This window comes from Arthrobacter sp. AIWTK1 (genome assembly GCF_056680535.1).
This window is the reverse complement of record NZ_CM155287.1, coordinates 1,886,549-1,912,278: the sequence shown is the minus strand read 5'-3', so window position 1 is coordinate 1,912,278 and position 25,730 is coordinate 1,886,549. Positions and strand designations below refer to the sequence as shown.

Sequence of the window (25,730 nt, the reverse complement as noted above, 5' to 3'; positions counted from 1 at the left end):
TCAGATCATCCTGTCGTCGGTGCCGAAGACTTCAAGCTCATCGGTCGTGACCCGGTTCGCCACAATGAAGGAACGGTTCCCGACCTTCCAGAGGCCAACGCCTTTGGGGAGGTTCTCTACGTGCTCGCATTCGGCCTCCGACAGGCCCAGGGCTTCTTTCGTCAGTCTCATCGCGTCGTGCTTTTGCCGGTAGATGATCCTGGTGTCCGCCTCGGTCAGCAGGCCGAGTGCCTTCTGCCGGTGCCCGCTGGTGCTGTCTCCGATTTCGTTGAGGTCGGCGACTTTGTGCATGATGAGCAGGTTCGCAATGCCGTAGGTGCGGGCAAGCCGCCATTGCTCGCTCATTTTGGCGAGCATGTACGGGTCGGCCAGCATGCGCCAGCCTTCGTCGTACACCACTAGCCGTTTGCCGCCGTCGGGATTGGTGACGGCTGCCTCCAGCCAGGTGGCCCCGCACGCGGCGGCCAGGGACAGTGCTTGCTCCGAGGCGCCGATGAGCGCAGACGTATCCATCACCATCATGGGCGCATCGGCGTCGAAAGCGACCGTAGACGGGGCGTCAAACATGCCTTCCAGGTCACCGGAAACCGTCCGTCTCAGGGAGTGGCTGACCGCCAGTCCCCCATCCTTGCCCACCAGCCCGATCGTTTCCTTCGACGGGTTCAACAGATGGTCCAGAACCATCGGCAGCGTCGGATTCGAGTTCTCGGCTACCGTCTCCATGAGAGCCATATCCAAGGCAGTGTGCTCCACCGGACGGAGGGGCATCCCCTGCCGCATGAGAGAAACCAGTGCCACCAACAGGTAACGACGGCGCTGGCGCACCACGGCCTGCCACTGCGCCTCACTCAAGGCGCTGGAACGCGGGCCCGCGTCGAGTGGATTCACGCGGGCAGAGCGGCCGGGACCCACGGAAATGACTTTCCCACCAACCGCGTTGGCAACGGCAACCCATTCGCCTTTGGGGTCGGAGGCGACGGCGGCCTTCCGCCCCAGCGTTATGGACCTGGCCACCAAGGACTTTCCGCACATGGATTTCCCGGTCCCCACGGTGCCGATGACAACGATCGAGGGTCCGCTGATGACGCCCTTGTCATAGAGAATCCACGGATCGTAGGAGAACGCTCCGGAGCCGAAGACATCTGTGCCGATATAGGTGCCTTCGTGGCCGAGACCCGATTCTGTGATGAACGGATACGCCGCGGCGAAGGTCAGGGTCGACGCGCGGTGTGGTGCCGGGCGCAGGCGGTGCGGACCTCGCAGCGAGGCGGGTTCCCTGCTCCCCCAGTCTCCGCCGTGCTGGGCGGTGTCCAACCGGGTGCCGATCATCTCGCCAGCCTGGTTTAGAGCGGCTGCCCACGGTTGGCCATCAGCGTCAGCCAGGCGCCGCCGTCGTTCCTTCCGCTCCTTGCGGTTCACTCCCGACGGCAAGTATTCAACCGACTGGTTTGTCCGCGTCATCGCAGCCCCCTGCCGAACGGGAGCGCACCGGCGACGAATGCAGCCCATTGCTGCCCGGCCAGTAGGCGCAGTTCGACGAAAGCTCCCGCGGCCGCCGACTCCAGTTCCTGCCGGTGGCGGGCCAGTTCCTCCAAGGTCCCTGCAGTAACGGTCACGTAGGCAGCGGGCCTTACGTCTCCGTGTCCTGCGACGATCTCCTCTTCGCGCTGGGCGACCTCTTCTTCCTCAGCCCGTTGCTCGCGGGTCAGCGGCCTGTCGAAGCGGGTGTTGATGCGGCGCCTGGTTTCATGGGCCTCCTGGGCGGAACGGATGTCCCGCAGCGCCTCGGTTGTGGGCACGGCCCGAATCACCTCCGTCACCGTGTGCCGGAAGTCGCCCACATAGATCAGCGGATGGAGGAAGCCCGGTAGCACCTTCTGCCGTGGCCATTCAGCGATCCAGAACGTTTGATGAAAACCGGAATCCGTTCGTACGTATGTCCAGTGCTCTTCCACGGCCATGGGCCCCGCCGGCAGATTGGTCGGCACGGTATCTCGAGGTTGTGATTCTGTATTGGCCGGTTTTCTTGCTCGGCTTGCGACGGCGGCAGGATCGAACGCACCCCGAACGACGTCGAGGATTCCGCCCTCCGGCAGCCATTCCTCCACCTTGACGCTGTGAGTCCCCAGCGCGGTGGTCATGGCCTCGACCTCCAGACGAAGCACCCGTTCAACACCGACGAGTCCCCCGCCCGACTCTCTGATCCGACGTCGGGCCTTCGCCAAATCCACCACAAGTGCGATCAGGAGATCGTGGCTCATCGTGGACCCGGCTGCAGAAATCAGATCCTCGTAGGCGCGCTGACCCCAAGTGGGTTCGCTGGAGGCGCCCGTCGGCCGCGGGGACGCCATCTCGTAGAAGTCCCGCAGGGCGGTGGACGGATACGGAACCGTAAAGTCCTGCACGGCGATTCTCGCGAGGCTTGTCCGCTGGGCCATCCCTGCCTGTACGCGGGACCAGGCCTGGACGGCCCATGCTTTGTCGTCGCTGTCTAACAGCGCAAATGACCGGGTGCTGCAGCGAAGTACGGCTATCGCCTCCCTGCCGCGGGCGTCCACGATGAAACACTCCCCTCGCGAAGTCCGACGCAATTCCAGGTTCCCCAGCCCTCCCGGAAGCGCCAGCCGCCCAGCCAGGACTGCTCGTTCAGGTCTGGTGAGAAACCGTGTTTGTCCAGCTACGGATCGGTAGAAGAACAGGACGGCATGGCTGGCCCATACCGGGTACGGAATCCTTGAATACTGCAGCAGGCCGAGGAGCATCAGGACGAGCCACAACGGTCCCGACGCGAACAAGCCGATCGGTCCTTGAGATGCCGATGCCAGGCTTGCCACCACGACGCCGGCCGCGAGCAGCAGCAATTGATACCACTTCAGTCCCATGAACAAGCCGCGGCGCTCGTAGCGGGGGAATTTGACTGCCTCGAGGGTGCGTGAAGTTTCAGACATGGAAATCACCGTCGGTTGGGGGCTGGATGACTCGTGGCCGGTGGATGGGAGGATTTGCCGTCGGGGTGATCGGAGGCGCGCCGTTCGGTAGGTTCGACGGTGACGGTGGCCGTTGTGGCTCGGTTGGGGACTTGCCGCCACTTCTGCTTCCGGAGGCTGATGCGCCCGGGACGGGGTGCGGCTGTGCGCCACTTGCCCGAGGCGAGGTTGGGCTGGAAGTCGTGGTGCCGGCGTCGAGCATCAACGCACCAGCGTTGCCAGCTGGCGCCGATGACGGCGTCGCACCCGTTGGCCTTCCCGGAAGAGGGGCACCCGCCGGCAGGGTGCGGGTGGGAAATTGGTGACGACTCGACTGGATTGGGCGGGTCATCGACGAACGACCAGCAATCCCTGCCAAAGTGAAACGGCCACCGGTCTGGCGGCTGATCTGCCGGGCGGTAAAGCTGGAGGTCCGAGAGAGGACGTGACCGCCACCGGCAGTTTGCGCGGCTGCGGCCAGCTCGCCTCCGGCGAAACTCACCAGCCGCAGTGACATCAGAGGCGCACCGCAGGCCAGAGCCATGCCCACAACGCCAGCGGCCAGCCCGGCGAACGACTTCGACTCGGCAAAGAGCTTGATGGCCACGGCCAGCACAGTCGCGGCAAGAGGTTTAGCGAGCAGCAAGGCAACGACGATCTCGCACCACCGACGGGCCCAGGTTTTCGTCTTCTCCCACGGCATCAGCATGAGAGCGACTGGAGCAACAGCGGCGAGCACGATGAGCGCAAAGGATCGGAAGATCATCGAACACATCAGAATGAAGGCCAGGACCCAGACGACAATGACAGCCATCACGGTGACGACGACGGCCCCGGCCGCACCGCCGCTGGTTCCCGGGGCCAACGACACGACGTTCCATTCCCTGCCGGATTCCGCCGGGGCCCGTTCGAAGCCAAAGAGCCGCATGAACACCAGATAGGGATCCGTCCCCGTGGAGCCGAGGAGTGCCGAAGCTGCAGAATCGCCCACCTTGGTGAGCTGGCGGACGAGGTAAACGGCACCGGCCACCAGAGGAATGGCGGCAGCACCGCCAACCAGGGCGCGCACTAAGCGCCGGGGCTGTTGGCTGATCAATCCGGACAGCAGCTGGAGGATCATGGCAACGACGAGTGGCGTCATCATGATGACAACCCACCAGCTCGTCAGACCTTCGACGGCCGTCCATTGCGAATCATCAACATCCGAGACACTAAAGGCACCAGTGATGAAGGACCAGATCCAGGATGCCGTGCTTTGGAGAATGTTCGCGAAGAACGAAGTGATGGAACCTTGGACGCCGTCGTTCGCTTGCGAGACGAGACCGCAACCGGGCGGCCACCACCCGTCCAGGTCGCACTGAACCGGCATTACTGACGGGACCTAAAATCCGAGATTGAACGCCGATTGGGACCAGAGGATGTATCCGTTGATCCCGCCTAGTATCGCGGCCACCGGTCCTGTCCAAAGCAGGATCATGCCGCCGCCGGAAGCGAGCCGTGATGACTGGCTGAGCTTTCCGGCCAGGAGCATGGCGGCTCCGACGATCGCCACTATCGCGATCACGATGAAGGCGCCGACAAGGATGCCTCCGCCAATCTGCTTGAGCGATTCGAGAAAGGGGAAGTTCGTGTTTGGGGTGATGCCAGGGTCCACCGCTGCCAGAAACATCGCGCGCTCCATCTGTCGTCTTCCAGGGGAATGAGGGTTTTGGGCTCACGACTTCATGGGGGTGGCGGGGCGGGGCGACATGACCGAAGGCCTGGACCATCTGCGCGGCCTATGTCCGCTCACCTAGGGTGGGATCCGGCAGACCTAGCCCCGCTTCGGTGTGTACCCCGCCTGCGAAGCGCAAAAAGGGAGACTGTTAGCTACAGGCCAGGATGCATTCGAATATATGTTCTATAGTTATTGCTGTGATCAAGCATGGCTCTCCGGATGACGCGCAGCGCATGATGGCTCGCATGGAAGCCGAGCAAAGCCGTCCGATCGATGATCCTGCCCAGATCAAGGACTTCCCAAAGTACGGCCGCCCTCTTGTTCAGGTAGGCGAAGTGTTTGGCAAGGCCGTTGCCTGGACGCCGAGTTACGGGCTGGTTGAGTGGCTTGATAGCTCCGGCAAGTACCGGATTGGATGGGCGCATGCTTCGAGCATCAGGCGAGTCAAGGCCGACGAGTGGCATGGCAGTAGCGGGCTGTAGCAAAGGCGGCCATCCTGAGTGTGAAACGGCACCCCACGTTACCCAAGATGGGGTTCGCCAATCCTCAGGGAATTACCAGAAGCGGCTGAATCCGAACCCTTGCCGGCGGAATATCGGGCTTCAGGCACTCAGGGCCAAAATGTCACCCATCCGTGCGCACGAGAGAGTAAGCAACCCTGACCGGGCGGAAATCCTGTGCACAGACAAAGGTGGGCCAAATGCGACCAGGAATGGGGAGTTCGTCGGTCGGTGCCGACGAACCGCAGTCTACGGAAGAGCTGGGGTCTCGCGCACATAAGTGAGTGACCAAGGTTCCCTGCCATGAGAGATCTGTCCCCAGCCATCCTTGGCCAGGTCCCTTTGCAGCTCTTCCAGCGCCGCAGTCATGCCCGGAGCCCATTGCTCTTGAGGGGCCACCGGTCCGGCGGATCCTGGAACGGGAAACGTAGAGCTCTTATATTGGGCTTTCCCGTTAACCTGTCCTACGAAACGCTGCTGGGTGCTTCCATACTGGGAACCGAGAATCGTCAGAATCCTGACCCACCATGAAGTATTGCCGATGTCTTCAAGAGCAACGGTCAGGGTTTCCTTTGGCGTGATCATCCACCAATGGTCGCTCCCGGACGGTACGGTGTAAAGGCTTCTCATCCCGAGCTCGCCCGCTGCGGACGGTGAGGTCGTCTCCGCCATTGTCAGAGGCGCCGGTATGTTTTATTCCTGCTGCTGCCGACCTCCCGGTATAGGGTTACGTCGGCTGGATTAGCAGAGCCCTTGAAGCCTGTGTTGCGAAGGCTTCCGCAGTGTCGATGTCTTCTGGGGAGAACGCATGCGGGCGTTTGGCGTTGGGGGTCAGGTCGGCATGGGCGGGTTTGGTGTTCAAAGCATGATCGGCCCGAAGTCTTGCCGCCATGGTTTCCCCTCAACGCCCCAAAAACCGCGCCAGGGAGAAACCCCGGTTCGGCTGCTGCCTAACATAGTCCGAACTTTGCGCAGCGCCGGGGACCCAGTCAGCGCCACGCCCCGGGCTTCGGCACAGAGGCCAAGGCCCCGGGCCTCTCCTGGCAGGCATGACCCGGAAGCTCCGGGCTCCTAGTGCTAGTTTGGCAGCGGGCGGATGATCGTCAGCGGGGTCCGGATCGAGGCAAGTGCGTCGGCAAGCCGGCCGACCCCTTCTTCCCGCGTGCCGTTCGTGGGCGGCACGACGCCGGCCTCGCTGGTGAAGTCCAGCAGTGCTGCGGTGACCTCGGTGATCAAGTCCGGGAACCTGCTGGACCGGTAACCGCCTCGGGCGGGATCTTCCGAGGGACTCAGCGTACCGCTGACGAGCACTGCCACCTGTGTCCTGCGCTCCATTCCGAGCTTCATCAGCACGGATGAGACCAGATTCTTAACGGTCTTTTCCGCCAGAGACATCTCATGGCTGATCTGGAGGTTGGTCAGCCCTCTCCCCAGACCGATGGCAGCATTCATTTCCTGTCTGGACAGGCTCAGTAGCCTCTGATCCGGGCGGTACGCCCCAAGCCAGGGGAACGGCGCCAAGAGCGCGGGCTGGAAACGGCGGCTGTATGCGGTGTGCCCGTCGAGGGCGCGTCGGATCAGCCTGAGCTGCTCCGCGTTGTCATCCTGTTGCGACAGACACCCCCATGCTCCGGCCAGGATGGAATCAATCAGCACGGTTTCGTCGATCTCTCCGGTGATCAGCACGCACCGGATGGCCGCGTCCGCGACGGCGACGGCCCGGCACACGCCGGCGCCGGAACCATCCGGAAGAACATCGTCCAGGATGACCAGATCCGGGCGCAGGGCAGGGATCCGACGGACGGCTTCACAGGCGGATCCCGACTCCCCCACAATGGTGAGCCCATGGGATTCCAGCAGCTGCCGCAGGCCCCGCCTCACAACCTCTTCGTCGTTCAGGACGTACACGCTCTGGCCGGTCGAGGCGTGCCTCGACCGGGTGTCCCGGGCAGCCATCATTGCCGTTCCGTTCCTTCGCCTCTGGAGACCGAAAAGGCGCTGTTACTCTTCCTGACGCCGACCTCACTACTGCGAAGACGAACCTGACCGGATCCCCATCCGGTGCCTGCTACCAGCGCGCGGATGCACGCCGTCCCTCACCGCCCACGCTAGACCTATCAGCCTTCAGAAGACAGCAACCAGACACCTCCAGGGGAAGAAGCCTCGTCCCCTACTCGTGTCACTCCTGCTCGCAAACAGTCCCGCCTCCCCGCTAACCTGCAGCGGTTTCCTTGGTCATTGGAATAGGGATCCCGCACCGGCGGTGTCCAACGGAAAAAGAGGGCCAGCGGAGGTGCCATGGCGGGGAACGTTGTGCTTCGTCGCGCTTATGCGTTTGATCTGGGTCAGGAGCCCGCTTCCACTGAAATGTGCGTGGAGGCGAATGGCCCTAGTCTGCGCCTCCGAGAGTTGTGACAGTGGAGGGGACCACGCAGTGGGTTCTTTCCTCTCACTCCTTAGATCGTGCTCCTGGAGGTTCTCATGGCAGCTGTGCGGGCATTTATCGGGATGCACGCGATCCCGTCGCACTCCACAGCGCAGTGGTCGGTACCTGCGGAGTACCGCAGCGTAGTCGCGGTCCGGGCGGGCGGCCCGGAGGTACTGGAGGTCGTGCGCCGCACGCTGCCGGAACCCCGAAGGGGTGAGACGCGGGTCCGGGTCGAGGCCTGCGGCGTGAGTGCCGTCGATGTGCAAATGCGCCAAGGACTATCGACATATCCGCCACGGTTCCCATTCACACCCGGCTACACCGCGGTCGGCGTGGTGGACGCCGTGGGAAAAGGCGTCACCGCCGTCGCACCTGGTGATCGGGTGGTGGTGCTGACGGAGACGGGCGGATACGCAGAGTACGTCTTCGTGCGCCGGCACCCGATGATGCGGATCCCCGACGGCCTGGATGCGGGTGAGGTGGTGGCCGTGGCCCTGAACTACCTGGTTGCCCACCAGGCGCTCTCCCGTGCTGCCCGGATCCAGCGCGGGCAGGTGGTCCTGATTACCGGGGCAGCCGGTGGAATCGGCACGGCCATAGTGCAGCTCGGTCAACTACTTGGATTGAGGATGTACGGGACCGCCGACGCCGCGAAGTACCCCTGGCTCACCGACCACGGGGTGGTGCCCCTCGGCTCGCGGCGTGCGGACATCGTGGACGCCGTGGACGCCATGCGGCGTCTCGAGCCTGAGGGGTTGGACGCGGTGCTCGACGGGGTGGGCGGCGAGTGGGTGGAGCATGCCCTGACGGTGCTCCGCTCCGGGGGTGTGCTGGTGGAGTACGCCAATCCCGGAAGCCCTGGCAGGACGCTGCGCCTGCTGCTCCGGGCAGTTCGCCACAACCTGACTGGGCGCGGGGCGAGGATCCGGTCCTACAGCACAGGACTGTGGCGGCTTGACCGCCGTCCGTTGATGGCGGCCTGGGCCACCCTCTACGAGATGCTCGAGGCCGGGCGGATTCGCCCGGTGATCGCCGGCCGCCTCCCGCTGGCGGAGGCGGCCCGGGCCCACATGCTGCTGGAGGGCGGAGACGCCATCGGCACCCTCGTACTGATCGCGTCGCCGGCGGAATCCGCAGAGGGATGACAGGCGCTGGCGCAGCTAGACGCCGGATATCTGGACGAAGGGATCCCCTCATGAGCGCGGCACAGGCGCAACCGCCCCAATCAGGTGCTGGAGGCACAGCTGGCCCCCGGCTGCTCATGGACCAGTTCCTGCCGGAATACGACCTCTCCATCGTGCACGCAGACGTCTTCCGGGCACCTCCTGCCGAGTGCTATGAGGCGGCCCGCGATATGGACCTCTTCCAAGCCCCGCTGGCCCGGGCCCTGCTTGGCCTCCGGTCACTGCCGCAACGTGTGGCCGAGACCGTGAGCGAACGCGGGAGGACACACGGCGCCGGAGCGTCCCGGGGTACGTTCCGGCTCAAGGACATGGTCGGTCTGGGCTGGATCTTGCTCGGTGAGACCCCGGGTGCGGAGCTGGCCCTGGGTCAGGTGAGCCGGCCCTGGAAGTCGGTCGCAGTCTCCACAGATTTGCCGACCACCCCCGAGCAGTTCGCCGGCTTCAGCCAGCCAGGGTACGCCAAGATCGCCGCGGGCCTGAGGATCGATGCCTACGGGACCGGCTCCTCGATCGTGACCGTTGAGACGCGTGTCGCCATCAGAGACGAAAAGAGCCGCCGCCGGTTCCGCCGCTACTGGGCGCTCGTCGGACCCTTCAGCTCCTTCATCCGTCGAATGGCGCTGCGCCAGCTCGCCCACGAACTCCGACGCCCCGACCCGCAAAACGACGGTGCGGCCGGGGCGTGAAACCAGGGCGCGCAGGTGCGCCCGTGGTATGAAAGCAGAGAACATCATGACGACGATCAAGGGCTCCATCCTCATCCCCTTACGGGCTGAAGGGTGACAAATAGCGCTGCGAGTCACACTTCGAGGAACGTTCCCAAGACTCAGCCAGCGCATTGCCCGGTGACAGGACGTTGTCTGCATACCTTCCCGCGAGTGTCAGCGTCGTGGTTAGTCTCCTACAGCTGCACACTCAGTCATGCTGCTAACTGTGTGCAACAGGTCAGGTCAAGAGATCAAAGTACGCAGTACCTGAATTCCAAGCGATCGGGTGCAGCAGCGTCCCCACAGAGGGGTTGAGGGCGCTGTACATCATCCCGTCGCCGGCGTAGATGCCAACGTGACCCCAGTTGTCAGGCCCTTGAGCGTTTTGAACCACCAAGTCTCCTGGACGGGGACTGTCAGTCCGCTTACCAACCCTCCATTGCTCGACCCTCGGGAGGTTGATTCCGGCCTGCCTGTAGATCCACTGGACAAAGCCGGAGCAGTCCCATGCTTTGAAGGCCGTCCCGCCCCACACATAGGATCCACCGACGCCATCTCGAGTAAACCGCAGGATATCCTTTCGGATTTGGCTCAGATCTGCCGACCCTGTTGAAGGCGCTGAGGCGCTCGGCGTATCGACGCAAGGAGCAGGTGCCGCCCCACCGTCGAGTGCATCAACGATGGCCGAGGCTTCCGGCTCCCATCGTGCATAGAGCTCGGGAAACGCCGACACCTGAACAGCCTGGGCAGCCTGGCCTTTGCTCATGGATTGCCATCCAGGGATGTCCAGCAGCCCGCGAGGGCTCCCTTGGTTGGGACCAGAGGGTCCGCCATAGAAAGCCCGTACGTTATAGATGGGATCCATCAGCTCTTCGACACTCCCCCAGCCAGCCGCTGGACGTTGCTGGGCCGTGCCAAGAGAATCGTGGTCGCTTCCGATACCGTCATGCGGGTAGTTGAGAGATTCTGGGACGTTCACGTTGGCCAGCAGCCTGAGGCTGGATTCCTGCAGGGCCATCATGATTGCAATGACCTGGCCATCTCGAGGCACGCCCAACTGCCGGCCGACTGATATGTAGTCTCTCGCTAGACTCAATTGCCGGGCCGTCAGGTTGACCGGCGCCCCGCTGCTAATGCCAACCTCCGAAGCACCAGCCTCGTCAGCGCCTCGCTGACCACTCACCCCTGCTGAAGAGCAGATCGAGCCGATGCTCGTCGCGTTGGCGCCGAGCACTGCAACGGCCGCGCAGAGCGCTAAAGCACCCGCCAGGATCACGGCAGTGGTAGCGGCCACCAGAGCCCGGAGGATGATCCGGCGCCTTGCCAGGACGGCCAGCATCGCCGGAGCCGGCATTAGTAGACGATCCTGTTCGGCGCGGCGTAGAAGCCGACCATGATGCAATGATCCGAAGGAGCACTGGCGGCTGGCGGACAGTTGACCATGACGCTGACCGGGGCCGTATACGTGTTGTGGGCAGAAATTGACTGGTCCAAGACGCGAAGAGAGACCGTGCAAACATGGAGACCAACCCATGGCGCCGGTCGCTCCCGCACCTTGGCAAGCTCACTATCACACATCATGGATTCGACCCCGGCCGAACGGAACGCCTGCTGCCCGGCCAGATACTGATAGGTTCCAGCATTGATCCCGGTCGCCTCGAACTCCTGGACAAACACGGCCAGAGGATTGGACCCGTCAGGGAGCACATGCCACCAGTTGCGGAGGCCGGAGTACACCTCGGAGTACGACGCCCTACGCGTGTCCCATGTGTAAATCGCTGTCGCCGCCGCCGATGCCAGCTTGCGGAAGTCCGTTGTGCGGGGCGGGCCATACCTGTCGGGTCCTTCGACGGCGCGGGGAGCCGTCGTCAGCGCCTCTGACTGCGGCCCAGTGGGGGAGGTCGCCGAACTCTGGGGAGTCGGCGCCGTCGACGGCGCTGGACCCGGCTCAGCTGCTGGCCCCGGGTTTGGCCGAGTCAGAACGAACAACACGGTCGCCACGCTCACAACCACGAACCCTACGAACAACGATCGCCGTCGGCTGCTTGAGCCAGGCGTTGCAATTCTCCGGGTCAACGTCATTCCCCCTCCTCGCCAGTTCATAGCAATTTGAGCGGCTGAGGACATGACTTAGCGTGGAGGTCGCCTTGCACTCTGGAGAATCCGCCAGGCCGTTTGATACAGACGCCGGGCGAATCCAATCTGAACGGCAACATAGCGCTCCGTAACGCCGAGTTCGGCGGCCAACGCCGCCAACGCCCTGGCGCGGTCCGGCCCGCTAACACCCGTACGAACGATGGTTGCCGCAGTTCGACGGAGTACCGGCGTGGGCAGGCATTCTGCCGCACGCTGGCACACGTCCCCAATGTTACGGATCTCCTGCGGCTCAACCTCCAGCGCGCTTTGAACAGTCCTTGCCGTCTGGCGCACCACCGTCGCCGCATGCCAGCGGCGCCGGTCCTGCGGCGAAGGCGGACCGTACTGGCGTGGCCCGGTCAGGCTGTCAACGGCAAGTTCCCAAACGCCGTCCGGCACACTTGCCCCGGTCAGTTGGATAATTTTTCGCGCCCATTCCTTGTCGATGATTTTCTCAGCACTTCGATCCACACCGCCGACAACTAGCATCGCCAGAGCATCGAGCGACGCCGATCCGTCCGGATCTCCGGCTTCAATCAGCAACGGCAGCGTCGGATGGCTCAGCTCCCGGCGGATGTGCGCGGCGCACACGTTGATGCACACTCCTTGGACCCAGGCACCGAAAGGGACTCCCGGAAGCTGGCGATATTGTCCTCGGTTCACTCCATCCCACACCGCAACCCGGATGTCCTGCATAACGTCGTCCACGTCGCAGGCCCTGCCGAGCCGGGACAGATGCGAAATGACATATCGGCGCACACCGTCAACGGCGACCATGATCTGATCCACCGGGACTGCCAGCACTGCCGGCGCTGGTGGTGTGCGCAGGGAAACATCAACGGTAACTGCATTTGGTTCGTCATGTTGGGCCTGATTTGCTCTGGCTTCGACTCGCATTGGTCTTCACCGCTTCGACTAAACGCTTCCGATAAGTCCGGTGGCGGCATGCCCGACACCTCAAGAATGGCCGCTAAACCAGGGCCGACCACGAATGCAATAAGGCTATGCAAACTATTCTCAAGGATAATTAAAGTATCGTCAAGACGACGAGTCTTACTTTTCTTCGAACTGTAGATAAGAATGGTTCCATGCCAAGGATTACGCAGCCTCATGACGACGCCTGGTCGGCCGACGTCGAGGCCGCCGTCGCGACCTTTGGCAACCGATCACGGAACGAGATCCTCCGCTACCTATCGGCGCACGGCCCCGCTTCCCGTGGGGACATTGCGGCATCTGTCAGCGCCGGCGAACCGAGCGTAGCCAAGCACCTGCTCGCACTGGAGGAATCGGGCGCAATCCTAGTCGACGTGGAACCAGGCCGTCGTCACGGCCGCTCGCCGCGCTATTCAGCCAACCCGGAACGGATCAAGGAGCTGCTGGCGGCTCATCTTGAATATCTTCTGGAGGGCTAGCCGCCGCCCGTTCCCCACCAGGGTGCCGGCCAATATCCTTGTTGAGATACTCCGAGATGGCCTGCAACGTCTCCGGTGATACGTCCCCAAGTGTTCGTGCGGCGAAGGTCTTCACGCGTGCCGCGCGGAGGGACTTGACGAACTCAAGCTGCGAATCGATTCGCTCCGGCAAGGCAGTGTCATCGCCAACCAGGTAAGACGGGTCAACCTTGAAGATGTCGCAGAGGCCAGCCAGCAACACAGGATCGCTGACTAGGCGGCCAGTCCCCTCTTTCATGTAGAACCACCGTGCGCGCGACAGTTTGATGCCCCTGCCGGCAAGGTCCGCTTGAACCTCCCGGAACGTAACCGGTTTCCCACGCTCGGCAACTACAACGTCAAGCAAGAGGTTCAGTCGACGGGCAAGCTGGGCCTGAGGCGACAGCCCCTCACCATGCCCTGCCTCGTCAATCCGCATAACCGCCCCTTGATCAGCAACGTCAACACCGGTGGCCCCGCCAGCTACCTTCGGCCCACCTACTGCCCAGTATTCCGCGAGTCTCACCGCTCGGCAATCAGGGTACCCGCGCCTTGGAGAATTCATGGGCAGAAAAAGGCCCTTCCATCATGACCACAGCAGGCGTAACCTTCTGCTGTAGACCCGTCTACAACCAAAGACTTCCCTCATTCCTTAGGTTCCGGTCTCCATGTCGAACATCCTGATGAACCGAACGCGAAGCCAAATAGTCCGCTACTTACTCAAGAACGGCCCGTCGACGTGCAGCGAAATCGGAGCCGGCCTGCAGGCCTCGCCGTCGACCATCCGCCGGCAGCTCAACGTCCTTGGAAACGCCGGTCTCGTCCAACGAGCCTTGAGCCAGTTCACGGCCTCTCCGGAACAAGTGCAGCGCCAGGCCGATGACTTTGCAGCGACTTTCCACTGCCCGGTCATGCAGCCGGATGGTCCTGCTCCAATGAACTAGGGCAGGACTCAGCCTCAAGCCACTGTCGCAGCAAAATCACGAAAGGACCGAAGAAGGCATGAAACTCGAATTCTTCGAACCGGCCGAGGCCGCCTCGGTCCTTAAGTGCTCAGAAGCCTGGCTCCGCGACGGGGCCGCCAAAGGAGAGTTTCCGCATTCTGTGTGGGGCAAGGGAAAGATCGTCTTTACGTCTGTCCACTTGAAGGAGATTGCCCTGCTGCGTGAAGTCCGGTCAACGAGTACATCCCCCGCCTCCGTCCGAATGATCGGCACCCGGGCCCAGGCGCGACAGAAATACTCATAGTTTGCGCGAGTGCCGCCGCTAGCCACGCCAGACAACGGCGGACCGCTCAACGGCGTCCGCCGCATCTTGAAGAGCTTGAGGCATCAAGTGGCCGTACACTTCCTCCGTAGTACGCGTGGAGGCGTGCCCCAGCCGCCTGGACACGGTGAACAAGGAAACTCCGTCCTGAATCAGCCAGGACGCGTGGGTATGGCGCAGGTCGTCAATCCGGGGCGACTTAGTCAACCCACGGGCTTGCGCGGCCTTGACTGCGGGAACCCAATAGTGATGCCAATACAGCTTGTGAATGATCCGCTCACCCTTAGGGGTGGTGAACAAGAGATCCGAACCGGGCCGGCTGGCCACCAATGGAATGAGCACCTCCACCAAATGAGGGTTCAGTGACACCGTCCTCTTGCCGGCGCCCGTCTTGGTCGCACCGATGTAGTACTCGGAATCAGTACCGCGCTTCCATGCCTTATTGATCCGAATTGTTGCGGGCTTGGACATCAGGTCCATATCTGCCACGGTCACGGCAGTGGCCTCGCCAAAGCGTGTGCCAGTCATAACCAGGAACTCAGTAAAAGCCCTGTACCGGTCCCCCATCGACTCAAGAATCATCCCAAATTCGGCGTGCGTCAGGAACCGGGCCTCATCCTCTGCCTTCTCACCTGACGGGAGCTTTACGCCGCGGCAAGGATTGTCCTTCCGGTAGCGGAGCATAACCGCTGTCTCCATGGCCGCGTATATGAGGCCATGGTTGTTCTTGATGGTCTTCGGCGATCTGCCCTTCTTCTGCATCGTCTTGATCCAGTAGGTCAGGTGTCGGTAGTCGAGCTTGTCGACAGGAATATGACCGATGACGTCCGCGATGTGTAGCTTCAACATCGTTTGGTACGTGTGGACAGTCCCGACGGACGGGCGCACAAGAAGGTCGATGTGTTCCTGGATCACTGCCGCCACGGTGGGAGATTTGGTCTGGTTCTTGACCATGGCGTGTTGTGCGATTTCGAAGGACTGGTTGTTCGCGTCCAGGAGCCGTTTCAGCGTCTGGGCTTCAGCCGACGTAGCGAGGGTGATCCCCTCTTGCTTTCGCGTCTCGGGGTTCCGCCAGCGGACCGTAAAGGATGTCGATCCATCCGTTTTTTCCGTTCCCAAATGCTGGCCATGCCTAAAATTCTAGGCTTCGTGTGCACAAAAACGCGATTCTGTGCACACTCTGGGGGTTGAAACCCCGCTGACCTGCGGAAACACTGTGCCCGAGGTGGGACTCGAACCCACACACCTTTCGATACCGCATTTTGAGTGCGGCGCGTCTGCCAATTCCGCCACTCGGGCGCGGATTACACGGAAGTAACAATCTTAGGCTCACAGCAGCGTTGTGAGCAACGCGATCGCTTCCAGTGCGCGGAATTACTCTACATGCAGATAGGCTGAATTCCAGAATCGCGCCAGTGAAGCCGCAACGAACCCATGCAGTTCCAAGTACAACGGCGGGCACAACTAAGATGGACTAGTTCCCGCCGTACCTTTCAAGGAGTTCCCGTGTCAGAACAGACGGAGTCAAACCCCAACACCCAGCCGGCGCGCCGCGTTATTGTCGCCGAGGACGAGACCCTTATCCGCCTGGACATCATCGAAATCCTCCGGGGCGAGGGCTATGACGTCATCGGCGAAGCGGACAACGGCGAGAAGGCCGTCCAGCTCGCCGAGGAACTCAAGCCCGACCTCGTCCTGATGGACGTCAAGATGCCCGTCATGGACGGCATCTCGGCAGCCGAGAAGATCGTCAAGGCCCGCATCGCCCCGGTGGTCCTCCTCACGGCCTTCAGCCAGAAGGAACTCGTGGAGCGCGCCCGCGACGCCGGCGCCATGGCCTACGTGGTCAAGCCGTTCACCCCCGCGGACCTGATCCCCGCCCTGGAAATCGCACTCTCCCGCCACGAGGAGATCAAGGCGCTCGAAAACGAGGTCTCGGACCTCCAGGAGCAGTTCGCCACCCGCAAGCTCGTAGAGCGCGCCAAGAGCCTGCTCACCACCAAGATGGGCCTCACCGAGCCCGAGGCCTTCCGCTGGATCCAGAAGACCTCCATGGACCGCCGCCTCAGCATGCGCGAGGTCGCCGAAACCATCATCAACCAGGTCAACTAACCTCAGGGCCCCGGCAGGCCACGTACGACGACGGCCCGCCGGGCGCCTGCCACCCGGCACCACCGGGTTAGCAGCAAGACAAAAGGGAGGATCCCCGCCAACCGGCGGGGATCCTCCCTTTTGTTCTGCGTGCGGCTCTCGCCGCACGCAGGAGACGTACTAGGCCTTCTTCTTCTTTTCCGGCCAGGGCCCGAGCTTTTCCTTGTTACTGACGCCTTCACCGGAGCGACCGGTGTCGGTCAGGTCGCCCACCTTGTGCACCTTCAGCGAGTTGGTCGAACCGGCCTTTCCGGGAGGGGAACCGGCAGCGATGACCACCAGGTCGCCGTCTTCCACCAGGTTCAGTTCCAGCAGGCTGCGGTCCACCTGGGCGGTCATTTCATCGGTGTGGTCCACCATGGGAACCAGGACCGGCTGGATGCCCCAGGTCAGTGCAAGCTGGTTCCACACGTGCTCCACCGGAGTGAACGCGAAGACCGGCCGGACCGGACGCAGGCGGGAGAGGCGGCGTGCCGAGTCACCGGACTGGGTGAATGCACAGATGTACTTGGCATCCAGCTGGTCGGCGATCTCGACGGCGGCGCGGGTGATGGCACCGCCACGGGTCTTGGGCTTGGTACCCAGCGGGGGCACGCGCTCGAGGCCGTGGACCTCGGTGGATTCGATGATCCTGGCCATGACCTTGACGGTTTCGATCGGGTACTTGCCCACGCTCGTCTCGCCGGAGAGCATAACTGCGTCGGCGCCGTCGAGCACTGCGTTGGCGCAGTCCGAAGCCTCCGCGCGGGTGGGGCGCGGGTTGTCGATCATGGACTCGAGCACCTGGGTGGCAACGATGACCGGCTTGGCCCAGCGGCGGGCCAGTTCGATGGCGCGCTTCTGGACGATCGGCACCTCTTCGAGGGGCAGCTCCACGCCGAGGTCACCACGGGCCACCATGATCGCATCGAAGGCGTCGATTATCTCGTGCAGCTGGTCAACAGCCTGCGGCTTCTCGATCTTCGCGATCACCGGCACGCGGCGTCCCTCTTCGTCCATGATCTCGTGGACGCGCTTGATGTCCGAGGCGTCACGCACGAAGGACAGGGCGACCATGTCCACGCCGCGGCGCATGGCCCAGCGCAGATCGTCCTCGTCCTTTTCGCTCAGGGCGGGGACGTTGACGGCAACACCGGGCAGGTTGATGCCCTTGTTGTTGGAGACCATGCCGCCGACAGTCACCTGGGCGACCACCTTGACGTCGTCGACCTCAAGGGCCCGCAGGGCGACCTTGCCGTCGTCGATCAGCAGCGCATCGCCGACGTTGACGTCGTCGGTCAGGCTCTTGAGCGTGGTAGAGCAGATGTCCTTGGTGCCCGGGACGTCTTCGGTGGTGATGGTGAAGATGTCGCCGACGGCCAGTTCGTGCGGGCCGTCAACAAATCGGCCCAGGCGGATCTTGGGACCCTGGAGGTCAGCCATGATGGCCACGGGCTTGCCGAGCTGCTTCGAGGCCCTGCGGACGTTCTCGTACGTCACGTCGTGCACCGAGTAGTCGCCGTGGCTCATGTTCATGCGGGCAACATCCACGCCGGCTTCAACAACTGCGAGGGTGTTCTCGTAGCTGGAAATAGCCGGTCCGAACGTTGCCACGATTTTTGCGCGTCTCATATACCTACCCTATTGGTCTGTTTCTGGAATGGAGTTATACCGCAGGTGAACTTCCGTGGTCCCCCGTTTGTGACTAGAGAACGGCGATCGCCCGGTCGGTTGGGGCAACCGGGGCAGGCAGGATCGTGGTTCCCATCAGGAATTTGTCGACCGCCGCAGCGCAGGCGCGGCCTTCGGCGATGGCCCAAACGATGAGGGACTGCCCGCGGCCGGCGTCACCGGCAACGAACACACCCTCGGTGTTGGTCATGTAGTAGCCGTCACGCGCCACGTTGCCGCGGCCATCGAATTCGGCGTGGACCTGATCGGTGATGCCGGCAGGTTCCGCACCGGTGAAGCCCAGGGACAGGAACACCAGGTCCGCGGGAATGATCCGCTCGGTGCCGGCCTTGGGGAGGCGCTTGCCGTCCACGAATTCGGTCTCGGCAACCTTAACGCCCGTGAGCTTGCCGTTTTCGCCAACGAACTCCACCGTGGAAGCCAGGTACGTCCGCTCGCCGCCTTCTTCGTGCGCACTCGCCACCTCGAAAAGCGTGGGGAATGTGGGCCAGGGCTGGTTCGGGGTGCGTTCCACGGACGGCTGCTTACCGATCGCCAGCGTGGTCACCGACGCGGCGCCGTGGCGGTGCGCGGTGCCGAGGCAGTCCGCACCCGTATCGCCGCCACCCAGGATCACCACGTGCTTGCCCTTGGCGTGGATCTGGTTCTCCACCTGCTCCCCCGCCACCACACGGTTGGCGGGAACGAGGTAATCCATGGCGTAGTGGACGCCTTCGAGCTCGCGGCCCGGAATGGGCAGGTCGCGCGGCACGGTGGCACCGGTGGCAACCACCACGGCGTCGTAACGCCGGCGGAGCTGCTCCCAGGTCACGTCAGTACCGACAGCGACCCCGGTGCGGAATCGGGTGCCTTCGGCCTTCATCTGCTCAAGGCGCCGGTCAACCTGCTCCTTCTCCATCTTGAAGTCGGGAATGCCGTACCGCAGGAGCCCGCCGATCTTGTCGTCGCGCTCGTACACGGCAACGGTGTGACCCACGCGCGTCAGCTGCTGGGCCACGGCCAGGCCGGCGGGGCCGGAGCCCACCACTGCCACGGTCTTGCCCGTCAGGCGGGTCGGCGGCAGCGGGTTGACCCAGCCATTGTCGAAGGCCTCATCAATGATGGACACTTCAACCTGCTTGATGGTCACCGCGGGCTGGTTGATCCCCAGCACGCAGGACGCCTCACAGGGAGCCGGGCACAGGCGGCCGGTGAACTCCGGGAAGTTGTTGGTGGCATGCAGCCGCTCAATCGCTTCCTCACCCTTGTCCCGCCATACGAGGTCGTTCCACTCGGGAATCAGGTTGCCCAGCGGGCAGCCCTGGTGGCAGAACGGCACGCCGCAGTCCATGCAGCGGCCGGCCTGGCTCTTCAGGACACCCTTTTCCTGGGCCTCGTAAACTTCCTTCCAGTCCATGATGCGGACGGGAACGGGACGGCGCGGCTGGGTTTCACGCTGACGTACTTTCAGAAATCCGCGTGGATCAGCCACCGGTCACCTCCAGGATTCGAGACCATACTTCTTCGCCATCGGGGTCCAGGCCCTCTTCGATGGCGTCAAGGCGTGTCTGCAATACGGCCGCGTAGTCGCGCGGCAGGACTTTGGTAATGCGGGCTGCGGTGTCGTCGAAGTTTTCGAGCAGCCGCTGCGCGTGCAGCGATTCGGTTTCTTCAACGTGCTTGACCAGCAGTCCGTGGACGATGTCGCGGTCCTCGGCGTCCAGTTCACGCAGCTGCAGTTCGCCGGACTCCAGCGCCTGCTTGTTGACGCGGGTGGTCCGCAGGTCCAGCACGTAGGCCGTTCCGCCGGACATGCCGGCACCGAAGTTGCGGCCCGTCCGTCCGATGATCAGCGTCTGTCCGCCGGTCATGTACTCGCAGCCGTGGTCGCCGATGCCTTCAACAACTGCGGTGGCGCCGGAGTTGCGGACCAGGAAGCGTTCGCCCACCTGGCCGCGCAGGTACATCTCGCCGCTGGTGGCGCCGTAGCCGATCACGTTGCCGGCAATCACGTTGCTCTCGGCCTGGAACACGTTGGTGCGGTCCGGGCGGACGATGATGCGGCCGCCGGAGAGGCCCTTGCCCACGTAGTCGTTCGAGTCGCCGAACATGCGCAGGGTGATGCCGGCGGGCAGGAACGCGCCCAGCGACTGGCCCGCGGTGCCGGTCAGCGTGATGTCGATCGTGTCGGTCGCCAGGATGTCCGTACCGAACGTCTTGGTGACGACGTGGCCCAGCATGGTGCCCACGGAACGGTCCGTGTTGATGACGTCCACGGCGATCTTCACGGGGCTGCGGTCGGTCAGCGCCTCGGCGGCCATGGTGATGAGCCGCTGGTCAAAGTGCTTGTCCAGCTCGTGGTTCTGTCCGGTCAGGTTGCGCAGCGGGGCGTCGTCGTCGAACTCGAGTCCGTGCAGGATCGGATCCAGGTCCAGCCCTTCGGCCTTCCAGTGGCTGATCGCTTCACGCGTGTCCAGCATTTCGGCGTGGCCGATTGCCTCTTCGATGCTCCGGAAGCCAAGCTCCGAAAGGATCTCGCGGACCTCTTCGGCAAGGAACTCGAAAAAGTTGACCACGAACTCCGGCTTGCCGCTGAAGCGGGCGCGCAGTTCGGGGTTCTGCGTCGCAACGCCCACCGGGCAGGTGTCCAGGTGGCAGACGCGCATCATGATGCAGCCCTCAACCACCAGCGGTGCCGTGGCGAAGCCGAATTCCTCGCCGCCGAGCAGCGCGGCGATCACGACGTCGCGGCCGGTCTTGAGCTGGCCGTCCACCTGCACCACCACGCGGTCGCGCAGGCCGTTGAGCATCAGGGTCTGCTGGGTCTCTGCGAGCCCCAGCTCCCAGGGAACACCGGCGTGCTTGAGCGAGTTCAGCGGCGAGGCGCCGGTACCGCCGTCGTGACCGGAAACCAGTACGACGTCGGCCTTCGCCTTGGTGACACCGGCGGCAACCGTGCCGATTCCCACCTCGGAGACGAGCTTGACATGCACCCGGGCCGAAGGATTGGCACGCTTCGCGTCATAAATGAGCTGGGCGAGGTCCTCGATCGAGTAGATGTCGTGGTGCGGGGGCGGGGAAATGAGTCCGACGCCGGGGGTCGAGTGGCGCGTCCGGGCAACCCACGGGTACACCTTCTGCGCCATCAGCTGGCCGCCTTCGCCGGGCTTGGCACCCTGCGCCATCTTGATCTGGATGTCGTCGGCATTGCTCAGGTACAGGCTGGTGACGCCAAAGCGGCCGGAGGCGATCTGCTTGACGGCCGAGCGGCGCTCGGGGTCCAGCAGGCGGTCCACGTCCTCGCCGCCTTCACCGGTGTTGGACTTGCCGCCCAGCCGGTTCATGGCGATCGCCAGGGTCTCGTGGGCTTCCTTGGAGATGGACCCGTAGCTCATGGCACCGGTGGAGAAGCGCTTGACGATACTGGAGACGGGCTCCACTTCCTCCAGCGGAACCACGGGACGCACGCCGGTCTTGAACCGCAGCAACCCGCGGAGGGTCATGAGGTTCTCGGACTGGTCGTCTACGCCCCGGGTATAGGACTTGAAGATGTCGTAGCGGCGTTCACGCGTGGCGTGCTGCAGCCGGAAGACCGTCTCCGGGTTGAACAGGTGCGGCTCGCCGTCGCGGCGCCACTGGTACTCGCCACCGCCTAGCAGCGGACGGTGCGGCTGCTCGATGCCGCCCTCCGGGTAGGCCATCTGGTGCCGTGCGGACACCTCAGCGGCGATGACGTCGAGTCCGACGCCGCCGAGCTGGGAGTGCGTGCCGGCGAAGAATTCGTCCACCAGTTCCTGGCCGAGGCCAAGGGCTTCGAACGTCTGCGCACCGGTGTAGGAAGCCACCGTGGAGATGCCCATCTTGGACATGATCTTCAGGACGCCCTTGCCGAGGCCCTTGATCAGGTTGTAGACGCCGTCCTGCGGGGTCACGCCAACAACGTCTCCGCTGCTGATGAGCTGTTCCACGGATTCCATGGCCAGGTACGGGTTCACCGCGGACGCGCCGTAGCCGATAAGGACTGCCACGTGGTGCGTCTCGCGGACATCGCCGGCTTCGACCACCAGGGCGGTCTTGGTGCGGTTGGCGCTGCGCAGCAGGTGATGATGCACGGCGCTGACCAGCAGCAGCGACGGGATGGGCGCCCACTGGGCGTTCGAGTCGCGGTCCGAGAGCACCACGTACTGCACGCCGCGGTTGATGGCGCCGGAGACCTGCTCGCAGATTTCCGTCAGGCGGGCACGCAGGGCGTTTTCGCCGCCCTCGGGGCGGTACAGGCCGCGGACCTTCATGGCGACCCTGTCGCCGTCGGCGGTCTCGATGTTGGCGATCTTGGCGAGCTGGTCGTTGTTGATCACCGGGAACGGCAGCGAAACCTGCGGCTGGCGCACCTGCTTGGTGTCCAGCAGGTTGCCGTTCGGGCCGATCGCGCACATGAGCGACGTGACCAGCTCTTCGCGGATGGCGTCAAGCGGCGGGTTGGTCACCTGCGCGAAGGACTGCACGAAGTAGTCGAAGAGCAGCCGCGGGCGCTTGGACAGCACGGCAACCGGGGTGTCCGAACCCATGGCGCCGAGCGGCTCGGCACCGGTGCGGGCCATCGGACCCAGCAGGATCTTCAGCTCTTCGGTGGTGTAGCCGAAGGTCCGCTGGCGGATGTTCACGGACGCGGCCGTGTGCACCACGTGCTCGCGTTCCGGCAGGTCGTTCAGGTCGATCAGGTTGTCCTTGACCCACTCCGCCCACGGGTTGGCGGCAGCGACTTCGGCCTTGACCTCTTCATCGTCGATGATCCGGCCGGCCTCGGTGTCCACCAGGAACATCTTGCCCGGTGAGACGCGGCCCTTTTTGACCACCTTGGAAGGTTCGACGTCGATGACACCTACCTCGGAGGCAAAAACCACCAGTCCGTCTTCAGTGATCCAGTAGCGGCCGGGGCGCAGGCCGTTGCGGTCGAGCGTTGCGCCCACCAGGCTGCCGTCGGTGAAGGAGACGGCGGCGGGGCCGTCCCATGGTTCCATCAGCAGGGAGTGGTACTCGTAGAACGCCTTGCGGGCAGGATCCATCGTGGCGTGGTTTTCCCAGGCCTCGGGGATCATCATCATGATCGAGTGCGTGATGGGGCGGCCGGAGAGCCAGAGCAGCTCGGCCACTTCGTCGAACGACGCCGAGTCGGACGCACCCGGGGTGCAGATCGGGTACAGCTCCTCCGGGGAGTCCCCCAGCAGCGGGTTGGCCAGCTGGGACTGGCGTGCACGCATCCAGTTCCGGTTGCCCTTGACGGTGTTGATTTCACCGTTGTGGGCGATGGTGCGGAACGGCTGGGCCAGCGGCCAGGACGGGAACGTGTTGGTAGAGAAGCGCGAGTGGACGATCGCGAGCTTGGTCTTGAAGCGCTTGTCCGAGAGATCCGGGTAGAACGGCTCCAGCTGGGCGGTGGTCAGCATGCCCTTGTAGACGATGGTCCGGGAGGACAGCGACGGGAAGTACACCCCGAACTTGTTCTGGGCGCGCTTGCGGATGCGCCAGGCCCGGGAGTCGAGTTCGTTGCGCTCCAGCACTTCCCCGGTGCTGGAGGCAAAGAACGGCTGCGAGAAGTACGGCATGCAGGCACGAGCCATGGCGCCGACGAGGTCGGCCACGATCGGGACTTCACGCCAGCCGAGGACCGTGAGGCCTTCATCGGCTGCGAGCCCTTCGATGCCTGCCTTGGCGGCATCGGCTTCGCGTTGCTCCGCCGGCAGGAATGCCGTACCGGCGACGTATTGACCGGGTGCAGGAAGCTCAAACTCGGTGACGGCGCGGAAGAACTCGTCCGGGATCTGCATCAGCAGTCCGGCGCCGTCGCCCGTTCCCTCGTCGGCGCCCACGGCACCGCGGTGCTCAAGGTTGCGCAGGGCGGTCAGGGCGGCGTCAACGATGTCATAGCCGGGCTCCCCGCGGAGCGTGGCAATGATGGCGAGGCCGCAGGCGTCCTTCTCCTGCTCCGGGTTGTAGAGCCCGCCGGCTTCCGGCAGCGCCGCAAACCGCTTGAACGGCGACATGGCAGCTGCAGGCTGGTTCGGTTCGGACCAACTGGGGCTGTGAAGAGTTTGGGTCATGGGAGACGTCCTTCCTCCTGATCGAGCGTATGGAAGGGACAACGTTGGCCCCACTCGCGGTGCCTGTGTGATGGGCACAACAAAGTGTTACTTACTGGAAATTGTAGGTCAGCCCGGCCTGCTGAACTAACAGTTACGCAGGCCCTGACCTGGGCTTGACCCGGCGGCAGCTCTGTGCTGACGGGAGGGGGCCCTGGTGCCACGACGCTGTGGGAACGGGCGCTGCGGGCGGTAGCCCTGCTGCCCGGTTTGCCGGCCCTGACTACTTGGTGCGGTCAGTGCCCGGCGCGGACCCGGAGTCCTGGTGATCGGAATTGCCGGCTGCCGGCAGGCCCTGGCCGGGCTTGGTGTCGACAGCTGGTTCCGTCACCGCTTCAGTTGGGGCGGAAGTGTGCCCCGGACCGCTTTGGTTATCAGGGAGATTATCACGGGACCCACTATCTGAGACACTCTTGTCCGAATGCCGGATGCTTTTGCCGTTCGCCGGAACAGCTGCCAGTTCGGAGGCTTCACGGTCCGCGGGGTCGGTGCCGCCGTCGTTCACTGCACCGTCGCCGCCCTCGTTGGCGGAGTCACCGTCCTTGCCGGCCGGAACGTGGCCCGCAAGGTACGGGGTGTCCGGCTCATCGCGCTTGCGGAGCCCGAGAACGATGAACACGATCAGCGCCGCAAGGAACACGACGATGCTGGTCCAGACGTTGAGGCGGGTGGTGATGCCGAACAGGCTGATCTGTTCCGCGTCGTCGATCCGCATGGCCTCGATCCAGACCCGGCCCAGGGTGTAGTACATGGCGTAGAGCCAGAACAGCCGGCCGCGGCGGAAGTTGAACTTCCGGTCCAGTGCCAGCAGGATCAGCACGCCCGCGATGTTCCACAGGGACTCATAGAGGAACGTCGGGTGGAAGAGGGTGTCGGCCGGCATCCCCGCCGGGAAGTTGGGGTTGTCGGCGTCGATCTGCAGGCCCCAGGGAAGGGTGGTGGGCCCGCCAAAGAGTTCCTGGTTGAAGTAGTTCCCCCAGCGGCCAAGAGCCTGGGCGAGCAGCAGCCCGGGAGCGGCGGCATCCAGGAACGCAGTCAGCTTGACGCCTGCGCGGCGGCAGCCGATCCAGGCGCCCACGGCACCCAGCAGGACGGCACCCCAGATCCCCAGTCCGCCGCGCTGGATCTGCGGGATCAGGGACAGGTCGCCCGTGCCGTCGAAGCCGGGACCAAAGTACGCGTCCGGGGACGAGAACACATGGTAGAGACGGCCGCCGACGATGCCGAACGGGATCGCCCAGATGGCGATGTCCCACAGGCTGCCCTCCGGCGTGCCCCGCTTGGTCCAGCGCACCGACGTCAGCCACAGGCCAACGACGATGCCGGCCAGGATGCACAGCGCGTACGCATGGATGCGCAGGGACCCCCACGGCAGCGGGATGTCGAACCCGGACCAGTCCGGGCTCGGAATGCTGGCGGGGAACATGGCCGCCGCGTGGAGGACAGTCTGCATTG

At 63.8% G+C, this 25,730-nt stretch carries 22 protein-coding genes and 1 tRNA gene; 7 read left to right on the top strand and 16 right to left on the bottom strand.

All coding sequences use genetic code 11. From position 1 onward, the window contains the following. From AC1MDG_RS08790 to AC1MDG_RS08775, 4 genes are all read right to left on the bottom strand, one after another. Positions 1 to 1,329, bottom strand: coding sequence for an ATP-binding protein (locus AC1MDG_RS08790; protein WP_479808564.1), 1,329 nt, complete (start codon positions 1,327 to 1,329; stop codon positions 1 to 3). A 128-nt stretch (positions 1,330 to 1,457) separates the two neighbouring features. Then, positions 1,458 to 2,948, bottom strand: a complete 1,491-nt coding sequence (locus AC1MDG_RS08785; protein ID WP_479808563.1) for an SCO6880 family protein — start codon at positions 2,946 to 2,948, stop codon at positions 1,458 to 1,460. Beyond that, a complete protein-coding gene (locus AC1MDG_RS08780) occupies positions 2,941 to 4,335 on the bottom strand; it encodes a type IV secretion system protein (protein WP_479808562.1) in 1,395 nt (464 codons plus the stop codon). Before AC1MDG_RS08780 ends, AC1MDG_RS08785 begins: the two co-directional genes overlap by 8 nt. Positions 4,336 to 4,347: 12 nt before the next feature. Continuing rightward, complete coding sequence (locus AC1MDG_RS08775; protein ID WP_043480665.1) at positions 4,348 to 4,635, bottom strand: hypothetical protein; 288 nt, start codon at positions 4,633 to 4,635, stop codon at positions 4,348 to 4,350. 245 nt (positions 4,636 to 4,880) lie between these two features. Between AC1MDG_RS08775 and AC1MDG_RS08770 the strand changes: the two genes are divergently transcribed. After that, positions 4,881 to 5,165: a hypothetical protein gene (locus tag AC1MDG_RS08770; RefSeq protein WP_479808561.1), complete on the top strand. Its 285-nt coding sequence runs from the start codon at positions 4,881 to 4,883 to the stop codon at positions 5,163 to 5,165. Between the two features lie 267 nt (positions 5,166 to 5,432). Here the strand turns inward: AC1MDG_RS08770 and AC1MDG_RS08765 are convergent, their stop codons facing one another. Both AC1MDG_RS08765 and AC1MDG_RS08760 read right to left on the bottom strand, forming a co-directional pair. Then, positions 5,433 to 5,768, bottom strand: a complete 336-nt coding sequence (locus tag AC1MDG_RS08765) for a hypothetical protein (protein WP_479808560.1) — start codon at positions 5,766 to 5,768, stop codon at positions 5,433 to 5,435. 492 nt (positions 5,769 to 6,260) lie between these two features. Further along, on the bottom strand, positions 6,261 to 7,142 hold the full coding sequence (locus AC1MDG_RS08760) for a response regulator (protein WP_479808559.1): 882 nt from the start codon (positions 7,140 to 7,142) through the stop codon (positions 6,261 to 6,263). Between the two features lie 522 nt (positions 7,143 to 7,664). Here AC1MDG_RS08760 and AC1MDG_RS08755 point away from each other — a divergent pair. Continuing rightward, complete coding sequence (locus tag AC1MDG_RS08755; RefSeq protein WP_479808558.1) at positions 7,665 to 8,756, top strand: zinc-binding dehydrogenase; 1,092 nt, start codon at positions 7,665 to 7,667, stop codon at positions 8,754 to 8,756. Positions 8,757 to 8,806: 50 nt separating this feature from the next. Continuing rightward, positions 8,807 to 9,481, top strand: coding sequence for a hypothetical protein (locus AC1MDG_RS08750; RefSeq protein ID WP_479808557.1), 675 nt, complete (start codon positions 8,807 to 8,809; stop codon positions 9,479 to 9,481). 259 nt (positions 9,482 to 9,740) lie between these two features. Here AC1MDG_RS08750 and AC1MDG_RS08745 read toward each other — a convergent pair whose 3' ends face one another. The 3 genes from AC1MDG_RS08745 to AC1MDG_RS08735 form a co-directional block, all read right to left on the bottom strand. Next, positions 9,741 to 10,841, bottom strand: a complete 1,101-nt coding sequence (locus tag AC1MDG_RS08745; RefSeq protein ID WP_479808556.1) for a C40 family peptidase — start codon at positions 10,839 to 10,841, stop codon at positions 9,741 to 9,743. Positions 10,842 to 10,855: 14 nt separating this feature from the next. Continuing rightward, positions 10,856 to 11,179 (bottom strand): hypothetical protein, encoded by a 324-nt coding sequence (locus tag AC1MDG_RS08740; protein ID WP_479808555.1) that lies wholly within the window; start codon positions 11,177 to 11,179, stop codon positions 10,856 to 10,858. Positions 11,180 to 11,632: 453 nt separating this feature from the next. Then, entirely contained in the window at positions 11,633 to 12,415 is a 783-nt protein-coding gene (locus AC1MDG_RS08735) for an RNA polymerase sigma factor (protein ID WP_209753283.1), read from the bottom strand. A gap of 311 nt (positions 12,416 to 12,726) precedes the next feature. Between AC1MDG_RS08735 and AC1MDG_RS08730 the strand changes: the two genes are divergently transcribed. Continuing rightward, entirely contained in the window at positions 12,727 to 13,050 is a 324-nt protein-coding gene (locus AC1MDG_RS08730; protein ID WP_209753282.1) for an ArsR/SmtB family transcription factor, read from the top strand. On the opposite strand, the gene AC1MDG_RS08725 is transcribed toward AC1MDG_RS08730, so the two are convergent. Continuing rightward, the gene (locus AC1MDG_RS08725; protein ID WP_454698186.1) at positions 13,004 to 13,507 is read right to left on the bottom strand and encodes a hypothetical protein; all 504 of its coding nucleotides are present in this window, start codon (positions 13,505 to 13,507) and stop codon (positions 13,004 to 13,006) included. The genes AC1MDG_RS08730 and AC1MDG_RS08725 overlap by 47 nt on opposite strands. 229 nt (positions 13,508 to 13,736) lie before the next feature. Here AC1MDG_RS08725 and AC1MDG_RS08720 point away from each other — a divergent pair, with 229 nt between their 5' ends. Together AC1MDG_RS08720 and AC1MDG_RS08715 are read left to right on the top strand one after the other, a co-directional pair. Beyond that, a complete protein-coding gene (locus AC1MDG_RS08720; RefSeq protein WP_479808554.1) occupies positions 13,737 to 14,012 on the top strand; it encodes a winged helix-turn-helix domain-containing protein in 276 nt (91 codons plus the stop codon). Positions 14,013 to 14,070: 58 nt separating this feature from the next. Next, complete coding sequence (locus tag AC1MDG_RS08715) at positions 14,071 to 14,316, top strand: hypothetical protein (RefSeq protein ID WP_043480650.1); 246 nt, start codon at positions 14,071 to 14,073, stop codon at positions 14,314 to 14,316. Positions 14,317 to 14,334: 18 nt separating this feature from the next. Here AC1MDG_RS08715 and AC1MDG_RS08710 read toward each other — a convergent pair whose 3' ends face one another. Further along, positions 14,335 to 15,453 (bottom strand): tyrosine-type recombinase/integrase, encoded by a 1,119-nt coding sequence (locus tag AC1MDG_RS08710; RefSeq protein ID WP_479808553.1) that lies wholly within the window; start codon positions 15,451 to 15,453, stop codon positions 14,335 to 14,337. Between the two features lie 98 nt (positions 15,454 to 15,551). Continuing rightward, positions 15,552 to 15,633: transfer RNA gene (locus AC1MDG_RS08705), tRNA-Leu, on the bottom strand. 207 nt (positions 15,634 to 15,840) lie between these two features. Here AC1MDG_RS08705 and AC1MDG_RS08700 point away from each other — a divergent pair. Beyond that, on the top strand, positions 15,841 to 16,446 hold the full coding sequence (locus tag AC1MDG_RS08700; RefSeq protein WP_011691554.1) for an ANTAR domain-containing response regulator: 606 nt from the start codon (positions 15,841 to 15,843) through the stop codon (positions 16,444 to 16,446). Between the two features lie 159 nt (positions 16,447 to 16,605). Here the strand turns inward: AC1MDG_RS08700 and pyk are convergent, their stop codons facing one another. From pyk to lgt, 4 genes are all read right to left on the bottom strand, one after another. Further along, positions 16,606 to 18,096 (bottom strand): pyruvate kinase, encoded by a 1,491-nt coding sequence (pyk, locus tag AC1MDG_RS08695; protein WP_043480648.1) that lies wholly within the window; start codon positions 18,094 to 18,096, stop codon positions 16,606 to 16,608. 73 nt (positions 18,097 to 18,169) lie between these two features. Continuing rightward, a complete protein-coding gene (locus AC1MDG_RS08690) occupies positions 18,170 to 19,627 on the bottom strand; it encodes a glutamate synthase subunit beta (protein ID WP_043480647.1) in 1,458 nt (485 codons plus the stop codon). Continuing rightward, positions 19,620 to 24,236, bottom strand: a complete 4,617-nt coding sequence (gltB, locus tag AC1MDG_RS08685) for a glutamate synthase large subunit (RefSeq protein ID WP_479808552.1) — start codon at positions 24,234 to 24,236, stop codon at positions 19,620 to 19,622. Before gltB ends, AC1MDG_RS08690 begins: the two co-directional genes overlap by 8 nt. A gap of 262 nt (positions 24,237 to 24,498) precedes the next feature. Beyond that, on the bottom strand, positions 24,499 to 25,728 hold the full coding sequence (lgt, locus tag AC1MDG_RS08680; RefSeq protein WP_479808551.1) for a prolipoprotein diacylglyceryl transferase: 1,230 nt from the start codon (positions 25,726 to 25,728) through the stop codon (positions 24,499 to 24,501). Positions 25,729 to 25,730: the final 2 nt, after the last annotated feature.